The organism is Streptosporangium sp. H16, from assembly GCF_051918855.1.
Taxonomy (GTDB): Bacteria; Actinomycetota; Actinomycetes; order Streptosporangiales; family Streptosporangiaceae; genus Streptosporangium.
This window is the reverse complement of record NZ_JBPXMD010000005.1, coordinates 380,798-405,160: the sequence shown is the minus strand read 5'-3', so window position 1 is coordinate 405,160 and position 24,363 is coordinate 380,798. Positions and strand designations below refer to the sequence as shown.

Here is a 24,363-nt window from a genome sequence, read left to right as displayed (position 1 = left end):
GCGGCGGCGGCTTCGCCGGGCTCCGCTGCAGCCGGTGTTCTCGATGTGTCCACCTGCGGACCTCCTGGGGGGTTGGTTGATCCTGCGAGTGCCCCGATTCGCCCCCTCGCTCATGAGGCGCGGCTCAGCCGCGCAACAGCCCAGCGGCCCTCGCCCAGCGATACTTGGCACCGAGCACGGCCACGGGCTTCTCCGTGGTGTACGGGTAGGCGATCACCCCGTTCGCGAAGAGATGGTCACAGGCCTGCTCGACCTCGGTGTCACCGGCCAGCGAGGCGACCACGGGCTTGTCGTTGCCCTTGGCCCGCTCCTCGGCCACGACCCGCGCGACCAGCTCGGCGAAGACCATCGGCGGGGTGACGATCGTGTGCCAGTAGCCGATCACCAGCGCGTGCACGCGGGGGTCGGTCAGGCCCAGCCTGATGGTGTTCTCGTAGGTGCTGGGCGGTTCGCCACCGGTGATGTCGACGGGGTTGCCCGCCGCCCCGAAGGGCGGGATGTAGGCGCGGAAGGCCTCGTCGAGATCCGGCGGGATCTCCATGAGGGTCAGTCCGTTGTCGACGCAGGCGTCGGAGAGCAGCACTCCCGAGCCGCCCGCCCCGGTGATGATGACGACGTTCTCCCCCTTGGGCGCGGGCATCAGCGGCAGCGCTCTGGCGTACTCGAGCATGTCGTTGAGGCCCGGGGCCCGCACGACGCCCGCCTGGCGGAGGATGTCGTCGTAGACCTTGTCGTCGCCGGCCAGCGCTCCGGTGTGCGAGCCCGCGGCCCGCGCGCCCATCGCGGTGCGCCCGGCCTTGAGCACGATCACCGGCTTCTTGGCGACCATCCGCTGGGCGGCCTCGACGAACCCGCGCCCGTCCTTGAGGTCTTCCAGGTGCATCGCCACACAGTTGGTGTTGTCGTCCTGCTCGAAGAAGGTGAGCAGGTCGTCCTCGTCGACGTCGGCCTTGTTGCCGACCCCGACGATCGCCGAGACGCCCATCCCGGTGGTGCGGCTGAAGCCGAGGATGGCCATGCCGATGCCACCGCTCTGCGAGGTCAGTGCGACCCCGCCCTTCACGTCGTACGGCGTGCAGAACGTGGCGCACAGGTTTTCCGGCGTGTAGTAGTAGCCGTAGATGTTGGGGCCTAGCATCCGCATGCCGTGCTTGCGGGCGATCTCGACGATCTCCTGCTGGCCCTCGACGTTGCCCGTCTCGGCGAACCCGGAGGGGATCATGATGGCTCCCGCCACCCCCTTGCGCCCGGCCTCCTCCAGCGCCGCGGGCACGAACTTGGCCGGGATGGCGAAGACCGCCACGTCGACCTCGCCCGGCACGTCGGCGATGCTGGGGTAGGCGGGCAGCCCGAGGATCTCCGGGGCCTTCGGGTTGATCGGGTAGATGTGGCCCCGGTAGCCGCCGTTGATCAGGTTACGCATGACCGAGTTGCCGATCTTGCCGGTCTCGCCGGAGGCGCCGATCACCGCGACGGCACGCGGCTTGAAGATCCGGTTCATCCCGGCGAGGATCTCCTCCCGCGAGAGGCGGGCGGGCGCGGCGACGGGGTCGGCGTCGAGGAGGATGCGCACGTCGGCGGCCGTCGCCCCGTCGGCGGTGGCGAAGACGGGGTTCAGGTCCACCTCCGCGATCTCGGGGAAGTCCCCGACGAGCGCGCCGACCCGCTCGATCATGTTCGCCAGCGCCCCCCTGTCCGCCGCCTCCGCACCACGGACACCACGGAGCACCTCCGCCGCCCTGATGTCGTCCAGCATCCCGAGTGCATCATCACCCGAGAGGGGGGCCAGCCGGAAGGTCACGTCCTTGAGGACTTCGACGAGCACCCCGCCGAGCCCGAAGGCGACGACCTTGCCGAAGGTCTGGTCGGTGACCGCGCCGATGATCACCTCGTGCCCGGCACCGACCATGGCCTGCACCTGGACGCCGTCGATCGACGCCTCCGGGTCGTACGAGCGCGCGGAGGCCAGGATCCGGTCGTAGCCGGCGCGCACCGCGTCGAGGTCGGCCAGGCCGACGAGCACCCCGCCCGCCTCGGTCTTGTGCAGGATGTCGGGGGACACGATCTTGAGCACCACGGGCAGGCCGATCTCCCCGGCGAGCGACACCGCCTCCTCGGCCGAGGTCGCCACCCCCTCACCGGGGGTCGAGATGCCGTACGCCTGGCAGATCCTCCTGCCCTCGGGGGCGGTCAGCGCGGTGCGGCCCTCGGCACGGGCCTTGTCCAGCACCTCGCGTACGGCGACCTGGTCATGCGCCATCAGATGACTCCGTTCGTCTTCAGCTCGGCCAGCTCGTCGGCGGACAGGCCGAGGCCGGCGTAGATCTCGGTGTTGTGCTCGCCGAGCAGGGGCGGTGCGGTGACGTCCACCGGCGAGTCCGACAGGTGCAGCGGGCTGCCGACCGTCACGAAGGAGCCGCGCTGGGGGTGGTCGACCTCGACCAGCGCGCCCTCCCGCCGCAGGCTCTCGTCCTCCAGCAGCTCCTTGGTGGACAGGATCGGGCCGCAGGGGATGTTGGCGGCGTTGAGCAGGTCGAGGACCTCCCACTTGTCGCGGGTGATGCTCCACTCCTCGATGAGCTGGAACATCTTGTCGAGGTTGGGAAGGCGCGCCTCAGGGGTGGCCCACTCGGGGTCGTCGGCCAGCTCCGGGCGGCCGATGATCCCGGCGAGCGGTGCCCAGCCGACCGGCTGCACGATGACGTAGATGTAGTCGTTGGGACCGCCGGGGGCGCACCGCACGGCCCAGCCGGGCTGGCCGCCGCCCGAGGCGTTGCCCGAGCGCGGCACCTCGTCGCCGAAGGTCTTGTTGGGGTATTCCGACAGGGGCCCGTGGCCGAGCCGCTGCTGGTCGCGGAGCTTCACCCGGCACAGGTTGAGCACCGCGTGCTGCATGGCCACCTGGACGCGCTGGCCGCGCCCGGTCTGCTCGCGCTGGTAGAGGGCGGCCAGGATGCCGGCGACGGCGTGGATGCCGGTGCCCGAGTCACCGATCTGGGCGCCGGTGGCCAGCGGCGGGCCGTCCTCGAAGCCGGTGGTGCTCATCGAGCCGCCCATCGCCTGGGCGATCACTTCGTACGCCTTGAAGCCGGCGTAGCGTCCCGGGCCGAAGCCCTTGATCGAGGCGTAGACCAGCCGCGGGTTGAGCTCCTGGAGCCGGTCCCAGGAGAACCCCATCCGGTCCACCGCGCCGGGCCCGAAGTTCTCCACCAGGATGTCGGAGTCGCGCAGCAGCTCGGTGAAGAGCTGCTTGCCGCGCTCGCTCTTCATGTTGAGGGTGATGCTGCGCTTGTTGCAGTTCAGCATCGTGAAGTAGAGGCTGTCGACGTCAGGGACGTCGCGCAGCTGCTTGCGGGTGATGTCGCCGGAGGGCGCCTCCAGCTTGATCACATCGGCGCCGAGCCAGGCCAGGAGCTGCGTACAGGACGGACCCGACTGCACGTGGGTCATGTCGAGGACGCGCACACCTTCCAGTGCCTTCATGGAGTCCCCCTCACTTGTACATGGTCTGGTTCATGGTTCCGGGCGCGTAGACGTCCGGATCGACCCACACGTTGATCAGGGCGGGCTTGCCCGACTCGCGGGCCCGCTCCAGCGCGGGCCTGATGTCGGCGGGGTCCCTGACCTCCTCGCCGTGGCCGCCCAGCATCCGGGCGAACTCGTCGTATCTGACGTCGCCGAGGGTGTTGCCGACCCGGCCGCGGTTCTCGCCGTACTTGGCGGCCTGGCCGTAGCGGATCTGGTTCATCGACGAGTTGTTGCCGATGACGCCGATGAACGGCAGGTCGAAGCGGACCATCGTCTCGAAGTCCCAGCCGGTGAGGCTGAACGCCCCGTCTCCGAAGAGGCAGAGCACCTCCTTGTCGGGCCTGGCGTACTTGGCCGCCATGGCGAAGGCGACGCCGACGCCGAGGGTGCCGAGCGGCCCGGGGTCCATCCAGTGCCCGGGCGACTTGGGCTGGACGACCTGGCCGGAGAAGGTGACGATGTCGCCGCCGTCGCCGATGTAGATGGTGTCCTCGGTCATGAACTCGTTGATCTCGTGGACCAGGCGGTAGGGGTCGATCGGCTGCGCGCCGGAGAGCTGGCGGGGCAGCCGCTTCTCGTAGGCCGCGGTCTCGACCGCGCGCAGCTCCTCCAGCCACTCCTTGCGCCGGGTCGCGCCGTTCTCGACGCGGCCAGAGGCGGCCTGGGTGGCCGCGGCCAGGATCAGCCCGGCGTCACCGACGATGCCCAGGTCGACATCGCGGTTCTTGCCGACGGTGCGGTAGTCGAGGTCGATCTGGACCACCGTCGCCGTGGGCGACAGGCGCTTGCCGTAGCCCATCCGGAAGTCGAACGGGGTGCCGACGATGATGATCAGGTCGGCGTTGGTGAAGGCGTAGCGCCGGGAGAGCTGGAAGTGGTGCGGGTCGCCGGGGGGCAGCGTGCCGCGGGCCGAGCCGTTCATGTAGGCGGGGATGTTGAGGGCGCGGACGAAGTTGATCGCGTCGTCGGTGCCCCGGGTGGTCCAGACCTGGCTGCCCAGCAGGACGCAGGGCTTCTCCGCGTGGGCCAGCAGGTCGGCGAGGCGCTCGACGGCCTCGGGGTCTCCGGCCTGGCGTACCGAGGCGCGGTAACGGCCCGCCTCGGGGATGCGGGCCTTGGAGAGCGGGACGCTGGCGTCGAGGACGTCGCGCGGGATCTCCAGGAAGGACGGCCCGGGAGCGCCGTGGTAGCACTCCCTGAAGGCCATCGAGACGATGTCGGCCACCCGCTCGGTCGAGGGGACCGTGGCCGCGAACTTGGTGATCGGGGTCATCATGTCGACGTGGGGCAGGTCCTGCAGCGAGCCCATCTTGTGCTGGCTCAGAGCCCCCTGCCCCCCGATGAGCAGCATGGGGCTCTCCGCCCTGAAGGCGTTGGCCACGCCGGTCACCGCGTCGGTGGTGCCCGGTCCCGCCGTCACGACCGCGCAACCCGGCTTGCCGGTGATCCGGGCGTAACCGTCGGCCGCGTGCGCCGCCACCTGCTCGTGGCGGACGTCGATGACCTCGATGCCCTCGTCGACGCAACCGTCGTAGATATCGATGATGTGGCCGCCGCAGAGCGTGAAGATCACATCGATCCCCTCCGCCTTGAGCGCCTTCGCCACCAGGTGGCCTCCGGAGATGGTTTCCGGCGCCGTGTCCGCTGGCTGGGTCATTCTGGTGGTCCTCTCGATTGTGTTCTCCATACTGCATACCGTATGAGGGCAATGGTTACCCCCGGGGTCCAGGGATGTCTAGACCCTTTGTGCGGGCAGTGGGACGAGCTCGACCGGCTCGCCCCCCCACCCGGGCGGGACGACCGCGAGCGCCTCGGCGAGCGCGGCCCCCCACAGCGATCCCGGCCGGTCGTGCCCGACGGGCACCGCGCCACGTCCGCCGCGCCGCACCGCGACCATGCGGGTGTCGGTGTGGTGGGGTCGTACGTGACCGGCCAGCGCGGACCGCTCGCGCGGGGCCTCGGGGCCGCCCGCGAGCGCCCGGACCGCCGGGGCGAGCAACGTCAGCGCGGCGACCAGGGCGGCGTAGGGATTGCCCGGCAGCCCCGCCACCAGGCGGCCGTCGGGGAGCCTGGCGAGGAGTTGCGGATGGCCGGGACGCACCGCGACGCCGTCGACGAGGATCTCCGCCCCGAGCCCGGCGAGCACCGCTCTCAGGTGGTCGGCGGGTCCCTTCGACGAGGCGCCGCAGACCACGATCACCTGGCCCGGCGGACCGTCCGGGGTGCCCGCGAGCGCGGCGGCCAGCGCCCGCGCCCCGTCGGGCAGCCACCGCGGCGCCTCGGTGTGGCCGCCCGCCCACTCGACGAGCCCCGGCAGCATGGGACCGATCGCGTCGCGCACCCGCCCCGGGCCCGGCAGCCCGCGCGTCACCACCTCGTCGCCCGTGACCAGCACGGAAACCAGGGGTCTGGGCCGTACGCGGAGCACGTCGTGCCCGAGCCCGGCCGCCAGGCCGAGCACCGCGGGCGTGACGGCCGAACCGGCCGTGAGCACCACGGTCCCCAGCGGGCAGTCCTCACCGCGCCGCCGGATGTGCCTGCCGGGCTCGACCGCCCCCGCCTGGGCCGACACCCATTCGCCGGCCGGCTCGCCCGCCGGCCACGGCTCCCCGCCCCGCGGCGCGAACCGGCCGAGCGGCGGCGCGAACCGGCCCGGCGGCACGGATCTTCCCGGTGGCACGGATCGGCCGGGCAACCCGCCCCCGGGGACCGGTCCGGCACCCGGCGCCCCGCCGGTCCGTACGGCCAGCTCGTAGGGCAGCACCGCCTCGGCTCCCTCGGGCACCGGGGCACCGGTGGCGATCTCCACCGCCGTGCCGGGCGCGAGCGCGGCCCCGAAGGGCGCGCCCCCGGCCAGCACGAGGCCCGTGATCCGCCAGGGCGGATCACCCGCGACCGCGTAGCCGTCCATCGCGGCCACGTCGGCGCCCGGCACCGGGACGAGGGCGTGCAGCGGCGCGGCCAGGCGGCAGCCGTACGCCAGATGGAGGGGGAGGTCGACCGGGGGGAGCGGCCCCGCGGCGGACGCCGCGACCCGGCGGGCCGACTCCCACGGGAGCGCCTCCGGGAGGGCGCCGCGGTGCGACGCCCCCGGCGAGGGCGGCGGAGGCGGCGGAGGCGGCGGAGGCACGGTGTCCGGATCGCGGGACGGGGCTTCGTGGACGGTGGATCGGGGGACGGCCATCGGCGGCTCCTTGACCGGATTTTTTCCATACTGTATACCGAATGCACTATGGACGCGAGGACGGAGCCTCTTGTGAAAGTCGCTGTTCTTGGCGCCGGCGCCATCGGCGCCTACGTCGGCGCCGCCCTGTGCAGGGCGGGCGCCGAGGTGCATCTGATCGCCCGCGGAGAGCACCTCGCGGCGATGCGCGAATCGGGAGTGCGCGTGCTGAGCCCGCGCGGAGACTTCACCGCCCACCCCCACACCACCGACGACCCCCGCGAGATCGGCCCGGTGGACCACGTCTTCCTCGGCCTCAAGGCCAACTCCTACGCGGCGGCCGGGCCCATGATCCGGCCGCTGCTCCACGAGACCACCGGCCTCATCGCGGCCCAGAACGGCATCCCGTGGTGGTATTTCCACCGGCTGCCCGGCCCCTACCAGGGCCACGTGATCGAGAGCGTCGACCCCGGCGGGGCGGTCACCGCCGCCCTGCCGCTGGAGCGCGCCATCGGATGCGTCGTCTACGCGGCGACGGAGATCGAGGCGCCCGGCGTGATCCGCCACCTGGAGGGCACCCGGTTCTCCATCGGCGAGCCCGACGGCTCCCTCTCCTCACGCTGCGTCGACTTCAGCGCCGCCATGATCGAGGGCGGGCTGAAATGTCCCGTCGAGACGGATCTGCGGCGCGACATCTGGATCAAGCTCATGGGCAACATCGCCTTCAACCCGATCAGCGCGCTCACCCGGGCGACCATGGCGGGCATCTGCCGCCACCGCGGGACGCGCGACCTCGTCGTCACCATGATGCGCGAGACCGTCGACGTGGCCCGCCGGGTGGGCTGCGAGCCGGACATCTCGATCGAGCGCCGGATCGCGGGCGCCGAGCGGGCGGGGGAGCACAAGACCTCCACGCTCCAGGACCTGGAGAAGGGCAAGCCCCTGGAGCTCGACGTGCTCCTCGCCGCCGTCGTGGAACTGGCCGACCTGACCGGCGCCGAGGTGCCCACGCTACGGGCGATCCACGCGGTCGCCGACCTCCTGGACGAGCGGGTCCGGGAAAATCTTGCCGCCGCCAGCTGATACGACATACCGTAGACTGTATACAGGACTGCCGAAAGGATGGGGTATGAAGAGGGACCGCGGGGACCGCGCCGAGCACTACGACCGGCTCACCCATCCCCTTGTCCGTGAAGACGGCGTGCTGCGCCGCGCCACCTGGGACGAGGCGCTGCAACGGGCCGCGGAGGGCTTCCGGCGCAACGTCGAGCAACACGGGCCCGACGCCTTCGCGATGCTGTCGTGCGCCCGTTCCACCAACGAGATGAACTACGTGGGACAGAAGTTCACCCGGGTCGTGATCGGCACCAACAACGTCGACTCCTGCAACCGCACCTGCCACGCCCCGAGCGTGGCGGGCCTGTCCGCGGCCTTCGGCAGTGGCGGCGGCACCTCCTCCTACCAGGAGGTGGAGGACGCCGACGTGATCGTCATGTGGGGCTCGGCGGCGCGCAACGCGCACCCGATCTTCTTCCACCACGTGCTCAAGGGGATAAGGAAGGGCGCCCGCATGTTCGCGGTCGACCCCCGTCGCACGGGCACCGCCGAGTGGGCCGACCTCTGGCTGGGCCTCAACGTGGGCACCGACATCCCGCTCGCGCACGCGGTGGCCCGGGAGATCATCCACGCGGGGCTGCACAACGCCTCGTTCATCGAGCGCGCCACCGAGGGCTTCGAGGAGTTCGCCGCCTCGGTCGAGCCGTGGACGCTCCCGGTGGCCGAGCAGGTCACCGGCGTGCCCGCGGCCGCCATCCGGGAGCTCGCGCACGCCTACGCCAGGGCCGACCGCGCCCAGCTGTGCTGGACGCTCGGCATCACCGAGCACCACAACGCCACCGACAACGTGCGCGCCCTCATCAACCTGGCGCTGCTCACCGGCCACGTCGGGCGCTACGGTTCTGGCCTGTCCCCGCTGCGCGGCCAGAACAACGTGCAGGGCGGCGGCGACATGGGCGCCATCCCCAACCGGCTGCCCGGCTTCCAGGACATCCTCGACCCGGAGATCCGCGTCAAGTTCGAGCAGGCGTGGGACAAGCCCATCCAGCCGCGCTACGGCCTCAACCTCACCGAGATGCTGGAGGCGATGGCCGAGGGTGAGGTCACCACCTGCTACCTCATCGGGGAGAACCCGGTGCAGTCCGAGGCCGACTCACTGAACTGCGTCAAGCGGCTCAGCATGCTCGACCACCTGGTCGTGCAGGACATCTTCCTGACCAAGACCGCCCAGATGGCCGACGTGGTGCTGCCGGCGGGCGCGGCCTGGTGCGAGAGCGAGGGCACCTTCACCAACAGCGAGCGGCGGGTGCAGCGGGTCCGCAAGGCGCTCCAGGCTCCGGGCGAGGCCCGCGACGACATCTGGATCCTCTGCGAGCTGGCCCGCCGCCTGGGCCACGACTGGAACTACACCGGCGCCGAGGAGGTCTGGGACGAGCTCCGCGCCCTCTCCCCCGCCCACACCGGCATGACCTACGACAGGCTCGACAAGCTGCAGGGCATCCAGTGGCCCTGCCCGTCGGAGGACTCCCTCGAACCGCCCTTCCTGCACGGGCGGCTCTGGGAGAGCGACCCGGCCCGGCGGGGCAGGGCCGCGCCGTTCGCGGTGCTCGAGCACTCCCCGCCGGTCGACCTGCTCGACGACGAGTATCCCCTGCGGCTCACCACCGGCCGCCGTCTCGACTCCTACAACACCGGCGTGCAGTCGTCCGGGTTCGCCTCGCCGCTGCGCAGGGGCGAGAACATCGAGTTGTCCCCCGAGGACGCCGCGCGGCTGGGGGTGAGTCCCGGCGAGGAGGTCAGGATCAGCTCCCGGCGCGGCTCGGTCGTCGCCCCCGTCCACATCGACCCGGCCCTGCGTCCCGGCCTGGTCTTCATGACGATGCACTTCCCCGACGAGGTCGACACCAACTCCCTCACCATCGAGGCCACCTGCCCGATCGCGGGCACCGCGGAGTTCAAGGCCGCCGCCGTGCGCGTCGACAAGCTCGTACCCGCGAAGGCCGGGTGAAGGGGGCGTGGATCTCCGGTTCAGTGACGCCCGGCCCTCGGCCGAGGAACGCGCCGCCGTCGACGCCTTCCTCGGCGCCCCCGCGACGGGCTGGGAGGGCGGCGCCCGCTCGGACGGCGATCTGCGGATCGCCGTCGGCGGGCACGAGGCCCGCGGCAGGCGTGACCTCCTGCTCCCCGCGCTGCACGCGGTCAACGACAGGATCGGGTGGATCAGCGAGGGAGCCCTCGACTACATCTGCCGCCGCCTGACCGTGCCGCCCGCCGAGGCATACGGGGTGGCGACCTTCTACTCGCTGTTCTCCATGAAGCCGCGACCGGCGCGGGTGCTGCACGTCTGCACCGACCTGGCCTGCCAGGCGCGCGGCGCCGACGCGGTGCGGCGGAGCACCGAGGAGAGGCTCGGCCCGCCGGGCATGTCCTGGCAGCCGAGCCCCTGTCTCGGCCTGTGCGAGCGGGCACCCGCCGCGCTGGCCCTGCAGGCCGGCGAGTTCCCTGGGGCGACCGTGTACGGCCCGGCCGAACCGGCACCGGCCTCCACCGGCGGTGCGAACGGAAACGGCGAGGCGCACGGAAACAACGACCCGGACGGGGGCGGCGGCGCCAACGGAAGCGGCGCAGCCAACGGAGTCGGCCGCGCCCACGACACCGGCGGCGCGAGCGGCACGAGCGACGTCGGCAACGCGGGCGACGCTCGTGCCGCGGAGGGCACCCACGGCACGGGCGGTACGAGCGGCGCCGGCGGCGCGGGCGACGCGAGCAAGGTGAGGGATCTCAGCAAGCTCGGCGGCCTCAGCGGCATGGACGCCACCGGCGGCCCCGCCCTGGCCGAGCGTGCGGAGCCGCCCGCCGAGCACGCCGTCCCGCAGGCGGGCGACCCCTCCCTCGTGCTGCTGCGCCGGGTGGGCGTCGTCGACCCGGCGAGCCTGGACGACTACCGGGCCGAGGGCGGCTACACCGCGCTGCGCGAGGCCGTCAGGATCGGCCCCGCCGGCGTCATCCGCGAGGTGCTCGAATCCGGTCTCGTCGGGCGGGGCGGGGCGGCGTTCCCCACCGGGCGCAAGTGGGAGGCCGCGGCCCGCCAGCTCGACCACCCCCATTACCTGGTCTGCAACGCGGACGAGAGCGAACCGGGCACCTTCAAGGACCGCGTGGTCATGGAGGGCGACCCGTACGCGCTGGTGGAGGCGATGACCATCGCCGCGTACGCCACCGGCTGCCCCAAGGGCTACCTCTACATCCGCGGGGAGTATCCCCGGGCGATCGGCCGGATGGCCCACGCCATCGAGGTCGCCCGTGCGCGCGGCCTGCTCGGGGCCGACGTCATGGGGCAGGGCTTCGCCTTCGACATCGAGATCAGGCGCGGCGCGGGCGCCTACATCTGCGGCGAGGAAACCGCGATCTTCAACTCGATCGAGGGCTTCCGCGGCGAGCCGCGCAGCAAACCGCCCTTCCCCGTGGAGAAGGGCCTGTTCGGCAAGCCCACCGTGGTCAACAACGTCGAGACCCTGGTCAACGTGCTGCCTATCCTGGCCGGCGGGGCGGCCGCCTACGCGGCGACCGGCACGGAGGGCTCGACGGGCACCAAGCTGTTCTGCGTCTCGGGCACGGTCGCCAGGCCGGGCGTCTACGAGCTGCCGTTCGGCGCCACCCTGCGCGAGCTCCTCGATCTGTCCGGGGGCGCGACCGGGCAACTCCGGGCAGTGCTGCTGGGCGGCGCGGCCGGCGGGTTCGTCCGCCCGGACGAGCTCGACGTCCCGCTGACCTTCGAGGGCACCCGGGCGGCCGGCACGACACTGGGTTCGGGCGTGGTCCTGGTGCTCGACGACAGCGTCGACCTGGCGCACATCCTCGTGCGCATCGCGGAGTTCTTCCGCGACGAGTCGTGCGGGCAGTGCGTGCCCTGCCGGGTGGGCACCGTGCGGCAGGAGGAGGCGCTGCACCGGCTGCGCCGCAGGCCCACCTCCGGCGACATCGCGCTGCTGCGAGAGGTCGGCCAGGCCATGCGCGACGCCTCGATCTGCGGGCTCGGCCAGACCGCCTGGAACGCCGTCGAGTCGGCCATCGACCGGCTGGGCGTCTTCTCCCCCTCGGAGGCATCATGAGTGTTCCCCTGCAGCCGCCCCGGCGGCTGATCGAGATGACCGTCGACGGCGACCCGGTCCGGGTGCCGGAGGGCTCGACCGTGCTGGACGCCTGCTCGGCGGCGGGCAAGGACATCCCGACCCTCTGCTACGGCGACACCCTCACCCCGAAGAACGCCTGCCGGGTCTGCGTGGTCGAGGTCGAGGGCGCCCGTACGCTCGCCCCCGCCTGCTCGCGCAGGGCCGAGCCCGGCATGGCCGTCGGCACCGCGACCGAGCGTGCCCGGCACAGCCGCAAGATCGTCCTGGAGCTGCTGGCCTCGACGGCCGACCTGTCCACCACACCGCGCGCGGCCGAGTGGATCGAGGAGTACGGCGCGCGGCCCGACCGCTTCGGCGAGGAGGCCGCCACGGTCGCGCAGCCCGCGAAGGTCGACAACGACCTCTACGTGCGCGACTACTCCAAGTGCATCCTCTGCTACAAGTGTGTCGACGCCTGCGGCGACCAGTGGCAGAACAGCTTCGCCATCTCGGTCGCCGGGCGGGGCTTCGACGCGATGATCTCGACCGAGCACGACGCCCCGCTCACCGACTCCGCCTGCGTCTACTGCGGCAACTGCGTGGAGGTCTGCCCCACCGGGGCATTGTCGTTCAAGAGCGAGTTCGACATGCGCGCGGCGGGCAGCTGGGACGAGTCCCGGCAGACCGAGACGACGACGATCTGCAGCTACTGCGGGGTCGGCTGCAACCTGACCCTGCACGTGCAGGACAACCGGATCGTCAAGGTGAGCTCGCCGCACGACAACCCGGTCACCCACGGCAACCTGTGCATCAAGGGCCGCTTCGGCTTCCAGCACGTCCAGAACGTGGCCACCTCGGAGGACACGATCCCCCTTTCCGGCCCTGCCTCCGCACCCGCCTCCGACCCTGTCTCCGTACCCGCCTCCGGACCTGTCCCCGGTTCCGCCTCCGGACCTGTCCCCGGCACGCGGACGGCCTCCGCCGATGGGTAGGGTCACCGTCAAACGCCGGGTCCTGCGGCTGCGGGAGGCCGCGGCCGCCCACCGGGTCGACGTGCTGGCGGCCGAGGAGCCGCTGGAGATCCGGCTCGACGGGCGGCCGCTCACGATCACCATGCGCACGCCGGGCGACGACTTCGACCTGGCGGCGGGCTTCCTGGTGAGCGAGGGGGTGGTCACCTCCGCCGAGGAGGTCACCGCGATCCGCTACTGCGCGGGTGCCACCGCCGACGGCGCCAACACCTACAACGTGCTCGACGTCAGGCTGGCCGCGGGCACCTCCCCGCCGGCGACCTCCCTGGAGCGCAACTTCTACACCACCTCCTCGTGCGGGGTGTGCGGCAAGGCCTCGCTCGACGCGGTCCGCACGGTCGCGAAATGGCGGGTGGACGGCGATCCCGCACCGGTGACGGCCGAGGTGATCGCGGCGCTGCCCGACCGGCTTCGCGCGGCGCAGCGGGTATTCGACCGGACCGGCGGGCTGCACGCCGCGGGCCTGTTCACGCTCGGCGGCGACGCGCTCTGCGTGCGCGAGGACGTGGGCCGGCACAACGCGGTGGACAAGCTGGTGGGCTGGGCGCTGCGCGACGGGCGCCTGCCGCTGACCTCGACCGTGCTCATGGTGTCGGGACGCGCCTCCTTCGAGTTGGTCCAGAAGGCCGTGATGGCCGGCGTCCCGATCCTCGCCGCCGTCTCGGCCCCCTCCTCGCTGGCCGTGGAGCTGGCCGCCGAGACGGGGCTGACACTCATCGGGTTCGTCAGGGGCAGCTCGATGAACGTCTACACCGGGGAAGGACGCGTCGACCTGGTCCCCGGCTGAGCCTGGGCCGCACCTCCCGGCTACCAGCAGGGCCGGGCGCCCGCACTCCCAGGCGCCGGGAGGTGCGGCCCGGCTCCTCTCCGCCGGGCCGAAATCACCGCGTTCCCCCACCACCGACCGCCGAGGCCGGAGAGCGGCGGCTCCCCGGCCCGGCGACGAGAGCCCGGCCCGCGATACTCGCCCCCTTCGCCGGCCGGGCTCTCTGACGCGCCGGCCGGGCTCTCCGACGCCCGCCGTCCGGAGGCCCCCCGTTCCCAGCCGCGGGCATCGCGCGAGACCCGATTTTGACAACCATTTTCATTTACGCGCATACTAGCTAGCATGATGTCCGAGTCCTCCCGACGTATCCCTATACGTAATGCCAGCCTGGCCGCGTCCGCCGTCCTCCTCGCCGCCGTCACCGCCTGCGGTGCCGAGGCCGGCTCAACCACCGGCGGCTCATCCGGGGGGGCGTCGGGCGTTTCCGCGGACGGGAAACCCGCCGTCACCGCGGCCATGTATCCCCTGCAGTGGCTCGCCGAGCGGGTGGGCGGTCCCGACGCGACCGTCGCCGGCCTGACCAAGCCCGGCGTCGAGCCGCACGATCTGGAGTTGTCCCCGCTCCAGGTGGCCGGGCTGGAGAAGACGGGGCTCGTCGTCTACATCAAGGGCGTCCAGCCCGCGGTGGACGAGGCCGTCGAGCAGCACGCCGCCGACCGGGCCTTCGACGCGGCCACCTCGGTCACCCCTCTTCCCGCGGTCGCGGAGGAGGAGGACCACGGTGAGGAGGGACATGGCCACGAGGAGACCGGTCACGACCCCCACCTCTGGCTCGACCCGGCCCGCTTCGCGACGGTCGCCACCAAGCTCGGCGAGAGGCTGGCCACCGCCGACCCCGCGCACGCGCAGGGCTACCGGGACCGCGCCGCCGCCACCGCCGCCGACCTCACCGCCCTGGACCAGGAGCTGGCCAAGGGCCTGGCCGGCTGTTCCTCGGACGCGATCGTCACCAGCCACGCCGCGTTCGGCTATCTCGCCGACCGCTACAAGCTGCACCAGATCGGTATCAGCGGTCTCGATCCCGACGGCGAGCCCTCTCCCGCGCGCCTCGCTGAAGTGGCAAAAGTAGCCAAGCAGGAGAAAGTAACTACGATTTTCACCGAAACCCTCGTCAGCCCGAAGGTCGGCGAGATTCTCGCCCAGGAGGTCGGTGCGAAGACCGCGGTCCTCGATCCGGTGGAGAGCCAGCCGTCGAACGGCGACTACCTGTCCGCCATGCGCCAGAACCTCTCCACACTCCAGGCAGCGCTCGGCTGCTCGTAAAGGCCACACGTGACATCCAGCAAAACGGTTTTCACCATGAACGGCGGCCAGGTCAACCTGGACCGCCGTCCGGTGCTTCGCGGGATCGACCTGTCCGTCGAGCCCGGTGAGGCGGTGGCGGTGCTCGGCGCGAACGGATCGGGAAAGTCCACCCTCATCCGCGCCCTGCTCGGCCTCATCCCCCTCTCCGGCGGCGAGACCCTCCTGTACGGCAGGCCGCCCGCCCGGTTCCGCGAATGGTGGCGGATCGGCTACGTACCCCAGCGGCTCTCGGTGGGCGGGGGTGTGCCGACCACGATCCGCGAGGTCGTCGCCTCCGGCAGGATCGCGAGGCAGCGCCGGCTGCGCCCGACCGGCGCGGCCGACCGTGAGGCGACCGGCAGGGCCCTGGCGGCCGTCGGCCTGGCCCACCGCGCCTCCGACCCGGTGCAGGCGCTGTCCGGCGGGCAGCAGCAGCGGGTGCTGATCGCCCGCGCCCTCGCCGGAGAGCCCGACACCTTCGTCATGGACGAGCCCACGGCGGGCGTCGACTCCGAGAGCCAGCTGCTCCTCGCGGAGACCCTGTCCACGCTCGTCGCTCAGGGCAAGACGGTCCTGCTGGTCGCGCACGAGCTCGGCCCGCTGGAGCCCCTGATCACCCGGGCGGTGGTCCTGCGGGACGGGTACGTGTGCCACGACGGCCCGCCACCCCAGGCGGTCGGCACGCACGCGCTGCCCGGCCACGACCACGTGCACCCGCACGCCGAGGAGGAGCCCGTGAGCCCGCTCGACTGGAGGCCCGCCTCATGATCGAGCTTCTGCAGTTCGACTTCATGCAGCGGGCGCTGATCGCCGCTCTCCTGGTCGGCCTGGCCGCCCCCGCCATCGGCACGTTCATGGTCCAGCGCCGCCTGGCCCTGCTGGGCGACGGCATCGGGCACGTCGCGCTGACCGGCGTGGCCCTGGGCTTCCTGACCGGAACGGCCCCGGTGCTGACGGCCGTGGTGGTCTCGATACTGGGCGCCGTGGCCATCGAACTGGTTCGCGAGCGCGGCAGGACCAGCGGGGACGTGGCGCTCGCCCTGCTGTTCTACGGCGGCATCGCCGGAGGCGTGCTGCTCATCTCGCTGGCTCCCGGGGGGAGCAACGCCACGCTGATGTCCTACCTGTTCGGCTCGATCAGCAGCGTCGCCGTCGAGGACGTGTGGGTGATCGGCCTGCTGGCGGTGGCGGTGCTCGGCGTGGTGACCGTCTTCGGGCGGGAACTCTATGTACTGTGCCAGGACGAGGAGGTCGCCAAGGCCAGCGGCCTGCCGGTCCGCTTCCTCAGCCTGCTGATCGCCGTGACCGCCGCGCTGACCGTGGTCATCGCCATGCGCGTCGTAGGATTGCTTCTGGTGAGCGCGTTGATGGTGGTACCCGTGGCGACCAGCCAGCAGCTCACCCGGGGGTTCGTGAGCACGATGTTCCTTTCCATGTCGTTCGGGATGATCTCCACGGTCGGTGGCCTGACCTCCTCCTTCTACATCGAGGTCCCGCCGGGCGCGATCATTGTCATCGTCGCTCTCGCGGGGTTCGTCCTCGCCCTCGGGCTCGGTAGATTCGTACGTCGAAGCCGACCTCAGGAGTCCAGCCCATGAGCAACAGGCGTGACGCCGTCCACACGATCCTCCGCCAGAGCGAGGGGTTCCGCAGCGCGCAGGACGTCTACGCGGAGATGCGCGCGGAAGGCGCCAAGATCGGACTGACAACCGTCTACCGGGCGCTCCAGGCGCTCGCCGACACCGGTCACGTCGATGTGCTGCGCACCGACGACGGCGAGTCGGTCTACCGGGCGTGCGCCAGCGGCGACCACCACCACCACCTGGTCTGCCGCAGGTGCGGCCGTACGGTGGAGGTGGCCGGGCCCGCGGTGGAGCGCTGGGCCGAGGCCGTCGGTTCCGAGCACGGCTTCACCGAGATCACCCACACGGTGGAGATCTTCGGAACCTGCGCCTCCTGCGTCACCGCCGCCAAGCCGCTCCGCACGCCGAGCCGCGCCTGAGCCCCGCCCGAGCGGACACCCCGGCGCGACGGAGCACACTGTACGAGAAGACTGTTTTCAGGACGCGGCGTACAACATCACGGCTCACCAGGACATGCTTCACGGAAAGCCTTGTCGCACGGGGCGCGCCACGGTGACGGGCGCCCGAGAGGGGGCGCCGGAGGTCCACGGGAGAGATACGCTTCCGACACGGCGAGCCGCCGTACGCGCCTCCACGTTGCAATCGCCTCCTACAGGAGTCAACATGCCATTCGGACATGACATGGTGCACTCACTCGCCACCGCGGTCGACCTGGTCAACACCTCCCCTTCCACCGGAGGCGAGGACACCCTGACCGACCTGAGGAAACTCGGCGACTTCGTGGCGCGCTGGGAGGTCAGCGGGGTCGGCGAGCTGGACGCCGCCGACCTGACCCAGGTGCGCGCGCTGCGCGAGGCCTTCCACAAGGTCTTCACCGCCCCGGACCAGCCCACCGCGGTCATCCGGCTGAACACCCTGCTGAGCGGGACCCGCATCACCCCGCGCCTGGCGGAGCACGACGGCCACCCCCTGCACGTCCACTACTTCGCGCCGGACGCCTCGCTCCACGAGCACCTCGCGGCCGACATCGGGGTCGCCCTGGCCCACCTGCTCGTCGAGGGCGAGTGGGAGCGCCTGCGCACCTGCTCGGCGCCCGACTGCGACCACGTCTTCGTGGACGAGTCACGCAACCGCTCGCGGGTCTACTGCGACAGCCGCACCTGCGGGAACCGGATGCACGTCGCCGCCTACCGCGCCCGGCGCCGGGCCTGACGTCACTCCCCGCTAACACCTATTGACCGAGTAGGTGATGCGGGCAGGTTGCGACGCGACTCGGTGCGCGGCTTCGTCCACGAAGTGGAGGCCGGCCGCCTGCGCGAGGTCAAGGCCTGAGCCGGGGCACCGCGGCGACGCGAAGGGGCGCGAACCCGGCCCCCGCCGGGGAACCGCGGGTCACAGAGCGCCGAAGTCGCCGTGGCGGCCGGCTCCCGCGGCGAAGCGGGACGCACCGGCCATCGCGCCGGGCAGGGCGTTCAGGCCGTGGCGCAGCTCCCCCGCCATGGCCTCCCGCTCGGGCAGCCCCTCCTGTTCCAGCACCGACATGCGGTCGCCGCGCATGCACTCCTGGGGAAAGCGCGCGATGGAGGCGGCCAGGTTCTCGGCGGCGGCGCGCGAGGTGCCGGCCGGCACCACCCGGTTGACCAGCCCCATGCCGAGGGCCTCCGCGGCGGCCACCGGACGGCCGGTGAGGATCATGTCCATCGCCCGTCCCGTCCCGACCAGCCGCGGCAGCCGGACGGTGCCGCCGTCGATCAGCGGGACGCCCCAGCGGCGGCAGAAGACCCCGAACACCGCGTCCTCCTCGGCCACCCGCAGGTCGCACCAGAGGGCCAGCTCCAGCCCTCCGGCGACCGCGTACCCGGCGACGGCCGCGATCACGGGCTTGCCGAGCCGCAGCCGGGTGGGCCCCATCGGCCCGTCGCCCTCGGGGTCCACCCGGTTGGCGCGGCCCTCGGCGACGGCCTTGAGGTCGGCTCCCGCGCAGAACGTGCCCCCTTCGCCCCACAGCACGGCCACCGCCGCGCCGGGGTCGGCGTCGAAGCCGCGGAAGGCGTCGGCGAGCGCCCGGGCCGTGGGGCCGTCGACGGCGTTGCGGACCTCGGGCCTGGAGAGCACGACGGTGGTGACGGGCCCGTCGCGTTCGATCCTGACAGTCATCCGGGGGCACCTCTCAGCGGGTCGGCGTCACCCGGAACATAACATTATTCCGCTGCGGCACCCGGGCCGCCCGAGGCGTCCCGCGCGGACGGGACCGCGTTCGGCACCGCTCCCCCGTATCTCCTGTCGCGCTTGGCGTACGTCTCGCAGGCCTCCCACAGATCGCGGCGGTCGAAGTCGGGCCAGAGACGGTTGAGGAAGACCATCTCGGCGTACGCCGTCTGCCAGATCAGGAAGTTGGAGATGCGCTGCTCGCCGGAGGACCGCACGAACAGGTCGACGTCGGGGATCTGCGGCTCGTCCAGGTATCGGGCGAAGGTCTCCTCCTTCACCCGGCCCGGCTTCACCCGCCCGTCGGCGATGTCCTGCGCCAGGCGCAGGGCGGCGTCCACGATCTCGGCGCGGCCGCCGTAGTTGACGCAGAATTGCAGGGTGAGCGTGGAGTTTCCCTCGGTCATCTCCTCGGCGTCGCGCAGCTCCTGGATGACGCTCCTCCACAGCCGGCCGGGGCGGCCCGCCCAGCGGACCCGCACGCCCATCGCGTGGAGCTGGTCCCTGCGGCGGCGGATGACGTCGCGGTTGAAACCCATCAGGAAGCGGACCTCGTCGGGGGAGCGCTTCCAGTTCTCCGTGGAGAAGGCGTAGGCCGACAGGTAGGGGATGCCGAGCTCGATCGCGCCCTCGATCACGTCGAAGAGCGACGCCTCGCCCGCCTTGTGCCCCTCGGTGCGGGGCAGGCCGCGCTGCTTGGCCCACCTCCCGTTGCCGTCCATCACGATCGCCACGTGCCGGGGCACGAGGTCGCGCGGGATCGGGGGCGGGGTGGCGCCGGAGGGATGCGGGACGGGTGGGCGGACGTTCACGTGGCGAGCTCCCTTTCTACGTGTCGAAGAGAGCGTATGCCGTGTTCGAGATGCCACTGGAGGTAGGCCGCGACCAGGCCGCTGCACTCGGCGCGGTGCCGGGCGACGGAGGCGTCCGCGGTGAGCCAGTCGCCCTTGAGCAGCGCCACCATCAGAGCGAGGGTCTCCCCCTCGGGCACCGCCGCGCCCGCGGGACGGCAGGTCCCGCACACCACGCCCCCGGCCACGATGGCGAAGGCCCGCACCGAGACGGCCTTGCACCGGGCGCAGGCCTCCAGGGCGGGGGCGTACCCGGCGACGGCGAGGGAGCGCAGGAAGTAGGCGTCCAGGACGAGCCTGGCCTCGTGGTCACCCGAACCGAGCGTGCGCAGGCCGCCGACGAGCAGCAGGAACTGGCGCAGCGCGGGCTCCTTCTCCCCCATGACCAGGCGGTCGGCGGTCTCCAGCATCGCGGTGCCCGCCGTGTAGCGCGGATAGTCGGAGACGAGCGGCTCGCCGTAGGACCGGATGGTCTCGGCCTGAGTGATCATGTCGAGCGTGCGGCCGGTGTGGAACTGGAGGTCGACGTGGGTGAACGGCTCGAGCCTGCCCCCAAATCGTGATGTTGTCCGCCGGACCCCCTTGGCGACGGCCCGGATCTTGCCCATCCGCCGGGTCAGGACGGTGACGATGCGGTCGGCCTCGCCCAGCTTGTGGGTGCGCAGCACGATGCCGTCGTCACGGTACAGACTCACCCGCACAGTGTAGTGGGACCGTTCACTTGGCAGAGGTGGAACCATGATCAAACGACACGGATAGATCACCGGTGCGTGTTGTTCACCCAAAACTCACTAAACTTTGGCCTCTGGCGAAATGCCGCCCCCGGTTACACCGCCTCAACACCCGTCTCCGCACGAAAGGGTGCCATGCCCCGCGTGGTCCTGCTGGGCTCATCGCCCGGCCCCGATGCCGCTCCCGGCCAGGCGACGCCCGCCGCGTTGACCCTGCCCGCGCTTCCCGGCTGCCCCACGGTGATCGGCAAGCTGCACGGCCAGCTCGCCTCACTCGACCCCCAGCCGGTGACGATCGTCCGCTCGGGCGACGCCGCCGCCCACCGGGGCTTCCCCGGCAGCCTGGTCGAGACCTCCGACCTGGCCGGCGACCTGCGTGCCGTGGCCGACGCGGTCGAGGGCGCCACCGAGAACCTGCTCTTCCTGCCGGCCAACTCGCTGATCCACGACGAGCTGATCTACCAGATCACCAAGTCGAAGCGCGGGGCCCTCGCGCTGATCACCAAGGAGCCGCGGGAGGAGGACGAGAACGGCGACGTCATCGTCCCCGACGTCCCGATCGACGAGGCCCTGCCGGAGATCGGCGACCGGACGCTGGAGGGCCTGCCCGTCCGAGTGCGCGCCCGCAAGTCCCGGGTCATCTCGGTAGGCTCGGCCTTCCACGGGGTGACCAGGCCCAACTCGGTCCTGCTCGGCCCGCTGCACCTGCACCACAAGCACGCGCCCGTCCTCGCCGAGGCCGCCCGCGAGCTGGCCGACATGGCCCACCTGCTGGGTCCCGACGACGACCTGGTCCAGCTGCTGGTCCTGGGCCTGGTGCGCAAGGGCGTCTCCGTCGGCATCCGCGGCCGCCGCGACCTGTTCTTCCGCCGAGTGTCCTCTCCCGAGCAGGCCGCCGAGGCGCTCGCCGAGATGTCCACGTTCGACGAGGACAAGGCGCGGCTGAACAACGCGGTGAAGGGCGCCGACGGCTTCTTCACCACGTACTTCGTCAGCACCTACTCCCGGTTCATCGCCCGCTGGGCCGCCAGGCGGGGGCTCACCCCCAACCAGGTCACGCTGATCTCGATCGCGCTGGGCGTGGCGGCGGCGCTGTGCTTCGCCACCGGCGAGCGGGCCGGGATGGTCGCGGGCGGCGTGCTGATCTACTTCGCGTTCGTCTTCGACTGCGTGGACGGCCAGGTCGCGCGGTACGCCCGCAAGTTCGGCGTGCTGGGGGCGTGGCTGGACGCCACGTTCGACCGGTTCAAGGAGTACGTGGTCTTCGCGGGCCTGGCGGTCGGCGCGGCGGTCTCCGGCGTGGGCGACGTCTGGACGCTGGCGCTGATCGCGCTCGGCGTGCAGTCCATCAAGCACCTCCTCGACTTCTCCTACGGCGCGGCGAACCGGCGCAAGCCCCCGTCGCCGCTGCCCTCGGTGGCGCTGTCGGTCAGCGCCGACACCGGCCTGCGCCAGGCGCTGGAGCAGCGCAAGAACGCCACGACCAGCGGGATCCGCAACCTGCTGAAGATGTGGGGCAGGGCCGGCAGGTACCGGGCCGTGCACTGGGCCCGCAAGATGATCGTGTTCCCCATCGGTGAGCGCTTCGCCGCCATCGCGATCGTCAGCGCCCTGTTCGACGCCAGGATCACCTTCCTGACACTGATCATCTGGGGCGGCATCGGGGCCGCCTACTCGCTCACCGGACGCCTGATGAGGTCTCTCGCATGATCACCCAGCCGCAGACCACCCCCGCTCCGGATCCGTACGAGGAGCGGCTGCGCGTGCAGACCGCCCGGCTGCTCGCCTACCGCGATGACGGCCCGCTGGTCACGCTGCTGCGCGACAAGGTCGGTCCGGGCCTGCCCCCGGTGCCCGCCTCGCTCGCCGCGCTGCTGGCGATCATCGCGATGGCCGTGACCGGGATGCTGGTGAACGGGCCTATCCTGCTCGTCCCGGTGCTGGTCATGATCGTCCTGGTGCTGCCCACCGCGGCCCGCGACCACCTCGGCAAGCTCGACTGGCTGACGCCGCCGCTGATCCGGGCGGCCGAGTTCCTCACGATCATCCTGATCGGCCTGGCGGCCGACGCGCCCAAGTGGCTGCTGTACGTGCTGATCTACGTGATCGGCTACCACACCTACGACACGGTGTACCGGACGCGGCAGAGCATCTGGCCGGCCCCCTGGGTGTTCCAGGCCGGGCTGGGCTGGGAACTCCGGCTGCTGCTGGTCGGCGCCGGCGCCGCGCTGGGCGTGCTGACGTGGGTGCTGGCCGCGCTCACGCTCTACCTCGGCGTGCTGTTCGCGGTCGAGAGCGTGACGAGCTGGGTCGGCCTGGACAAGCAGACGGCGAACGCCGCCCAGGCGAGCGACGACCTGGAAACCTCCCCCGAGGAGGCCCAGGAACAGGCCACCGGCGAGGCCGACCAGACCTGACCGGAGACCTTGCGAACGGCGAATGCCGCCGGACAGATCATCTGTCCGGCGGCATTCGCGTGTCCAGGGCCGCACGCCACCGCCGCCCATCGCGAACCCGCGCCGACCCAGGCGGTATACAGGTCTGCGTGGAACTGGACAGGCTGGATCGCGACATCATCGGGGCGCTCATCGAGGACGCCCGCGCCACGTACGCGGAGATCGGGCAGCGGGTGGGCCTGTCGGCGTCGGCGGTGAAACGCCGGGTGGACCGGCTGCGCGAGACCGGCGCCATCACCGGGTTCACCGCCCGGGTGGAGCCCGCGGCGCTCGGCTGGACCACCGAGGCCTACGTGGAGCTGTTCTGCGCGGGCAAGACCTCGCCGTCGGAGATCGGGGTGGCCGTCGGCCGCCATCCCGAGGTCGTCTCGGCGTGCACCATCACCGGCGAGGCCGACGCGCTGCTGCACATCAGGGCCACCGACGTGCGGCACGTGGAGAGGGTGATCGAGCGCATCGCCGCGGAGCCGTTCGTGGTGCGGACCAAGAGCTCCATCGTGCTCTCCCGCCTGATCGAGGCCCCCCTGGTCACCTCGCGCAGCGAGCCGTTCGTCGCCCCGCACAACGAATCGACGTTTCTGGCCTGAAGCACGCAAGAAACCCGCGTCAGCGCGCAAACGCAGCCCCTTGGCCTGCGAGAACGCTGTTCCTAGGCTGATGGCACCGCCGTCGAGACCGTGACGGCGGCTGTCACCACGACCTTTAACTGCGGGGTTATCCATGACGAGGCACTACCTCATGTGTCGGCCCGACCATTTCGCGGTCGAGTACGCGATCAACCCGTGGATGCATCCCGAGGCCGGCGCCGACCGCGAGGTGGCGATCAGGCAGTGGGAGACCCTCAGGAGCGCCTACGAGGAGCTCGGGCACCGCGTCAGCCTCATCGACCCGGTGGAGGGCCTGCCGGACATGGTCTTCGCCGCCAACGGCGCGCTGGTCGTGGACGGCCGCGTGTACGGCGCGCGGTTCACCCACCCGCAGCGCGCGGCCGAGGGGCCCGCGTACCTGAAGTGGTTCGTCGACAACGGCTACGAGCGGGTCCGCGACGCGGCCTTCACCAACGAGGGCGAGGGCGACTTCCTCACGCTCGACCACCTGGTGCTGGCCGGGACCGGGTTCCGCACCGACATCACCGCGCACAAGGAGGCCCAGGAGTTCCTCGGCCGCCCGGTGGTGACGCTGCAGCTGGTGGACCCCCGGTTCTACCACCTGGACACCGCACTCTTCCCGCTAAACGGACATAACGTGGCATACTTCCCAGAGGCCTTCTCGCCGGGGAGCCAGGAGGTGCTCCGCGTCCTCTTCCCCGACGCCGTCGTCGCGAGCGAGGCCGACGCGGCCGTACTGGGCCTCAACGCCGTCAGCGACGGCGTCAACGTGGTGATCAACGCCGAGGCCGCCGACCTGCAGCTCGAACTCAAGCGCCGCGGCTTCGAGGTCATCCCGGTGGACCTGTCGGAGCTTCGCAAGGCGGGCGGCGGCCCCAAGTGCTGCACGCTGGAGATCCGGGGACGGCGCGCGGCATGACGGCCAC

General features: G+C 71.7%; 21 protein-coding genes. 14 read left to right on the top strand and 7 right to left on the bottom strand.

Going from position 1 to position 24,363, the window contains the following annotated elements:
* Positions 1 to 124: 124 nt before the first annotated feature.
* The 4 genes from ACTOQ2_RS11785 to ACTOQ2_RS11770 form a co-directional block, all read right to left on the bottom strand.
* Positions 125 to 2,260, bottom strand: coding sequence for an acetate--CoA ligase family protein (locus tag ACTOQ2_RS11785; RefSeq protein ID WP_362834188.1), 2,136 nt, complete (start codon positions 2,258 to 2,260; stop codon positions 125 to 127).
* On the bottom strand, positions 2,260 to 3,483 hold the full coding sequence (gene frc / locus ACTOQ2_RS11780; protein ID WP_440099666.1) for a formyl-CoA transferase: 1,224 nt from the start codon (positions 3,481 to 3,483) through the stop codon (positions 2,260 to 2,262). The genes ACTOQ2_RS11785 and frc overlap by 1 nt, the downstream gene beginning before the upstream one ends.
* Positions 3,484 to 3,493: 10 nt before the next feature.
* A complete protein-coding gene (locus ACTOQ2_RS11775) occupies positions 3,494 to 5,185 on the bottom strand; it encodes a thiamine pyrophosphate-binding protein (RefSeq protein ID WP_440099665.1) in 1,692 nt (563 codons plus the stop codon).
* A 78-nt stretch (positions 5,186 to 5,263) separates the two neighbouring features.
* Positions 5,264 to 6,712 carry a molybdopterin molybdotransferase MoeA gene (locus tag ACTOQ2_RS11770; RefSeq protein ID WP_440099664.1) on the bottom strand — a complete coding sequence of 483 codons (1,449 nt, stop codon included), beginning with the start codon at positions 6,710 to 6,712 and terminating at the stop codon, positions 5,264 to 5,266.
* Between the two features lie 72 nt (positions 6,713 to 6,784).
* Here ACTOQ2_RS11770 and ACTOQ2_RS11765 point away from each other — a divergent pair, with 72 nt between their 5' ends.
* From ACTOQ2_RS11765 to ACTOQ2_RS11720, 10 genes are all read left to right on the top strand, one after another.
* Positions 6,785 to 7,774: a 2-dehydropantoate 2-reductase gene (locus ACTOQ2_RS11765; protein WP_440099663.1), complete on the top strand. Its 990-nt coding sequence runs from the start codon at positions 6,785 to 6,787 to the stop codon at positions 7,772 to 7,774.
* Positions 7,775 to 7,820: 46 nt separating this feature from the next.
* Positions 7,821 to 9,755 (top strand): molybdopterin oxidoreductase family protein, encoded by a 1,935-nt coding sequence (locus ACTOQ2_RS11760; protein WP_440099662.1) that lies wholly within the window; start codon positions 7,821 to 7,823, stop codon positions 9,753 to 9,755.
* Between the two features lie 7 nt (positions 9,756 to 9,762).
* Positions 9,763 to 11,859 carry an NAD(P)H-dependent oxidoreductase subunit E gene (locus ACTOQ2_RS11755; RefSeq protein WP_440099661.1) on the top strand — a complete coding sequence of 699 codons (2,097 nt, stop codon included), beginning with the start codon at positions 9,763 to 9,765 and terminating at the stop codon, positions 11,857 to 11,859.
* Entirely contained in the window at positions 11,856 to 12,851 is a 996-nt protein-coding gene (locus tag ACTOQ2_RS11750; RefSeq protein ID WP_440099660.1) for a 2Fe-2S iron-sulfur cluster-binding protein, read from the top strand. The genes ACTOQ2_RS11755 and ACTOQ2_RS11750 overlap by 4 nt, the downstream gene beginning before the upstream one ends.
* The gene (gene fdhD, locus ACTOQ2_RS11745; protein ID WP_440070069.1) at positions 12,844 to 13,677 is read left to right on the top strand and encodes a formate dehydrogenase accessory sulfurtransferase FdhD; all 834 of its coding nucleotides are present in this window, start codon (positions 12,844 to 12,846) and stop codon (positions 13,675 to 13,677) included. The genes ACTOQ2_RS11750 and fdhD overlap by 8 nt, the downstream gene beginning before the upstream one ends.
* 495 nt (positions 13,678 to 14,172) lie before the next feature.
* Complete coding sequence (locus ACTOQ2_RS11740) at positions 14,173 to 14,979, top strand: metal ABC transporter substrate-binding protein (RefSeq protein ID WP_440099659.1); 807 nt, start codon at positions 14,173 to 14,175, stop codon at positions 14,977 to 14,979.
* 36 nt (positions 14,980 to 15,015) lie between these two features.
* Positions 15,016 to 15,768 carry a metal ABC transporter ATP-binding protein gene (locus tag ACTOQ2_RS11735; RefSeq protein ID WP_440070210.1) on the top strand — a complete coding sequence of 251 codons (753 nt, stop codon included), beginning with the start codon at positions 15,016 to 15,018 and terminating at the stop codon, positions 15,766 to 15,768.
* Positions 15,765 to 16,598: a metal ABC transporter permease gene (locus tag ACTOQ2_RS11730; protein ID WP_440070071.1), complete on the top strand. Its 834-nt coding sequence runs from the start codon at positions 15,765 to 15,767 to the stop codon at positions 16,596 to 16,598. Before ACTOQ2_RS11735 ends, ACTOQ2_RS11730 begins: the two co-directional genes overlap by 4 nt.
* Complete coding sequence (locus ACTOQ2_RS11725) at positions 16,595 to 17,002, top strand: Fur family transcriptional regulator (RefSeq protein WP_440099658.1); 408 nt, start codon at positions 16,595 to 16,597, stop codon at positions 17,000 to 17,002. Before ACTOQ2_RS11730 ends, ACTOQ2_RS11725 begins: the two co-directional genes overlap by 4 nt.
* Before the next feature lie 244 nt (positions 17,003 to 17,246).
* On the top strand, positions 17,247 to 17,795 hold the full coding sequence (locus tag ACTOQ2_RS11720) for a CGNR zinc finger domain-containing protein (RefSeq protein ID WP_440099657.1): 549 nt from the start codon (positions 17,247 to 17,249) through the stop codon (positions 17,793 to 17,795).
* A gap of 180 nt (positions 17,796 to 17,975) precedes the next feature.
* Here the strand turns inward: ACTOQ2_RS11720 and ACTOQ2_RS11715 are convergent, their stop codons facing one another.
* The 3 genes from ACTOQ2_RS11715 to recO are packed head-to-tail and all read right to left on the bottom strand — an operon-like array spanning position 17,976 to position 20,337.
* Positions 17,976 to 18,740, bottom strand: coding sequence for a crotonase/enoyl-CoA hydratase family protein (locus tag ACTOQ2_RS11715; RefSeq protein WP_440099656.1), 765 nt, complete (start codon positions 18,738 to 18,740; stop codon positions 17,976 to 17,978).
* A 44-nt stretch (positions 18,741 to 18,784) separates the two neighbouring features.
* Positions 18,785 to 19,603, bottom strand: a complete 819-nt coding sequence (locus tag ACTOQ2_RS11710) for an isoprenyl transferase (protein ID WP_440070075.1) — start codon at positions 19,601 to 19,603, stop codon at positions 18,785 to 18,787.
* Positions 19,600 to 20,337, bottom strand: coding sequence for a DNA repair protein RecO (gene recO / locus ACTOQ2_RS11705; protein WP_440070076.1), 738 nt, complete (start codon positions 20,335 to 20,337; stop codon positions 19,600 to 19,602). The genes ACTOQ2_RS11710 and recO overlap by 4 nt, the downstream gene beginning before the upstream one ends.
* 171 nt (positions 20,338 to 20,508) lie before the next feature.
* Here recO and ACTOQ2_RS11700 point away from each other — a divergent pair, with 171 nt between their 5' ends.
* From ACTOQ2_RS11700 to ddaH, 4 genes are all read left to right on the top strand, one after another.
* Positions 20,509 to 22,083, top strand: coding sequence for a CDP-alcohol phosphatidyltransferase family protein (locus ACTOQ2_RS11700; protein WP_440099655.1), 1,575 nt, complete (start codon positions 20,509 to 20,511; stop codon positions 22,081 to 22,083).
* A complete protein-coding gene (locus ACTOQ2_RS11695) occupies positions 22,080 to 22,790 on the top strand; it encodes a DUF5941 domain-containing protein (protein ID WP_440099654.1) in 711 nt (236 codons plus the stop codon). Before ACTOQ2_RS11700 ends, ACTOQ2_RS11695 begins: the two co-directional genes overlap by 4 nt.
* A gap of 128 nt (positions 22,791 to 22,918) precedes the next feature.
* On the top strand, positions 22,919 to 23,416 hold the full coding sequence (locus tag ACTOQ2_RS11690) for an Lrp/AsnC family transcriptional regulator (RefSeq protein WP_440070079.1): 498 nt from the start codon (positions 22,919 to 22,921) through the stop codon (positions 23,414 to 23,416).
* 133 nt (positions 23,417 to 23,549) lie between these two features.
* Positions 23,550 to 24,356 carry a dimethylargininase gene (ddaH, locus tag ACTOQ2_RS11685; RefSeq protein ID WP_440099653.1) on the top strand — a complete coding sequence of 269 codons (807 nt, stop codon included), beginning with the start codon at positions 23,550 to 23,552 and terminating at the stop codon, positions 24,354 to 24,356.
* Positions 24,357 to 24,363 lie beyond the last annotated feature (7 nt).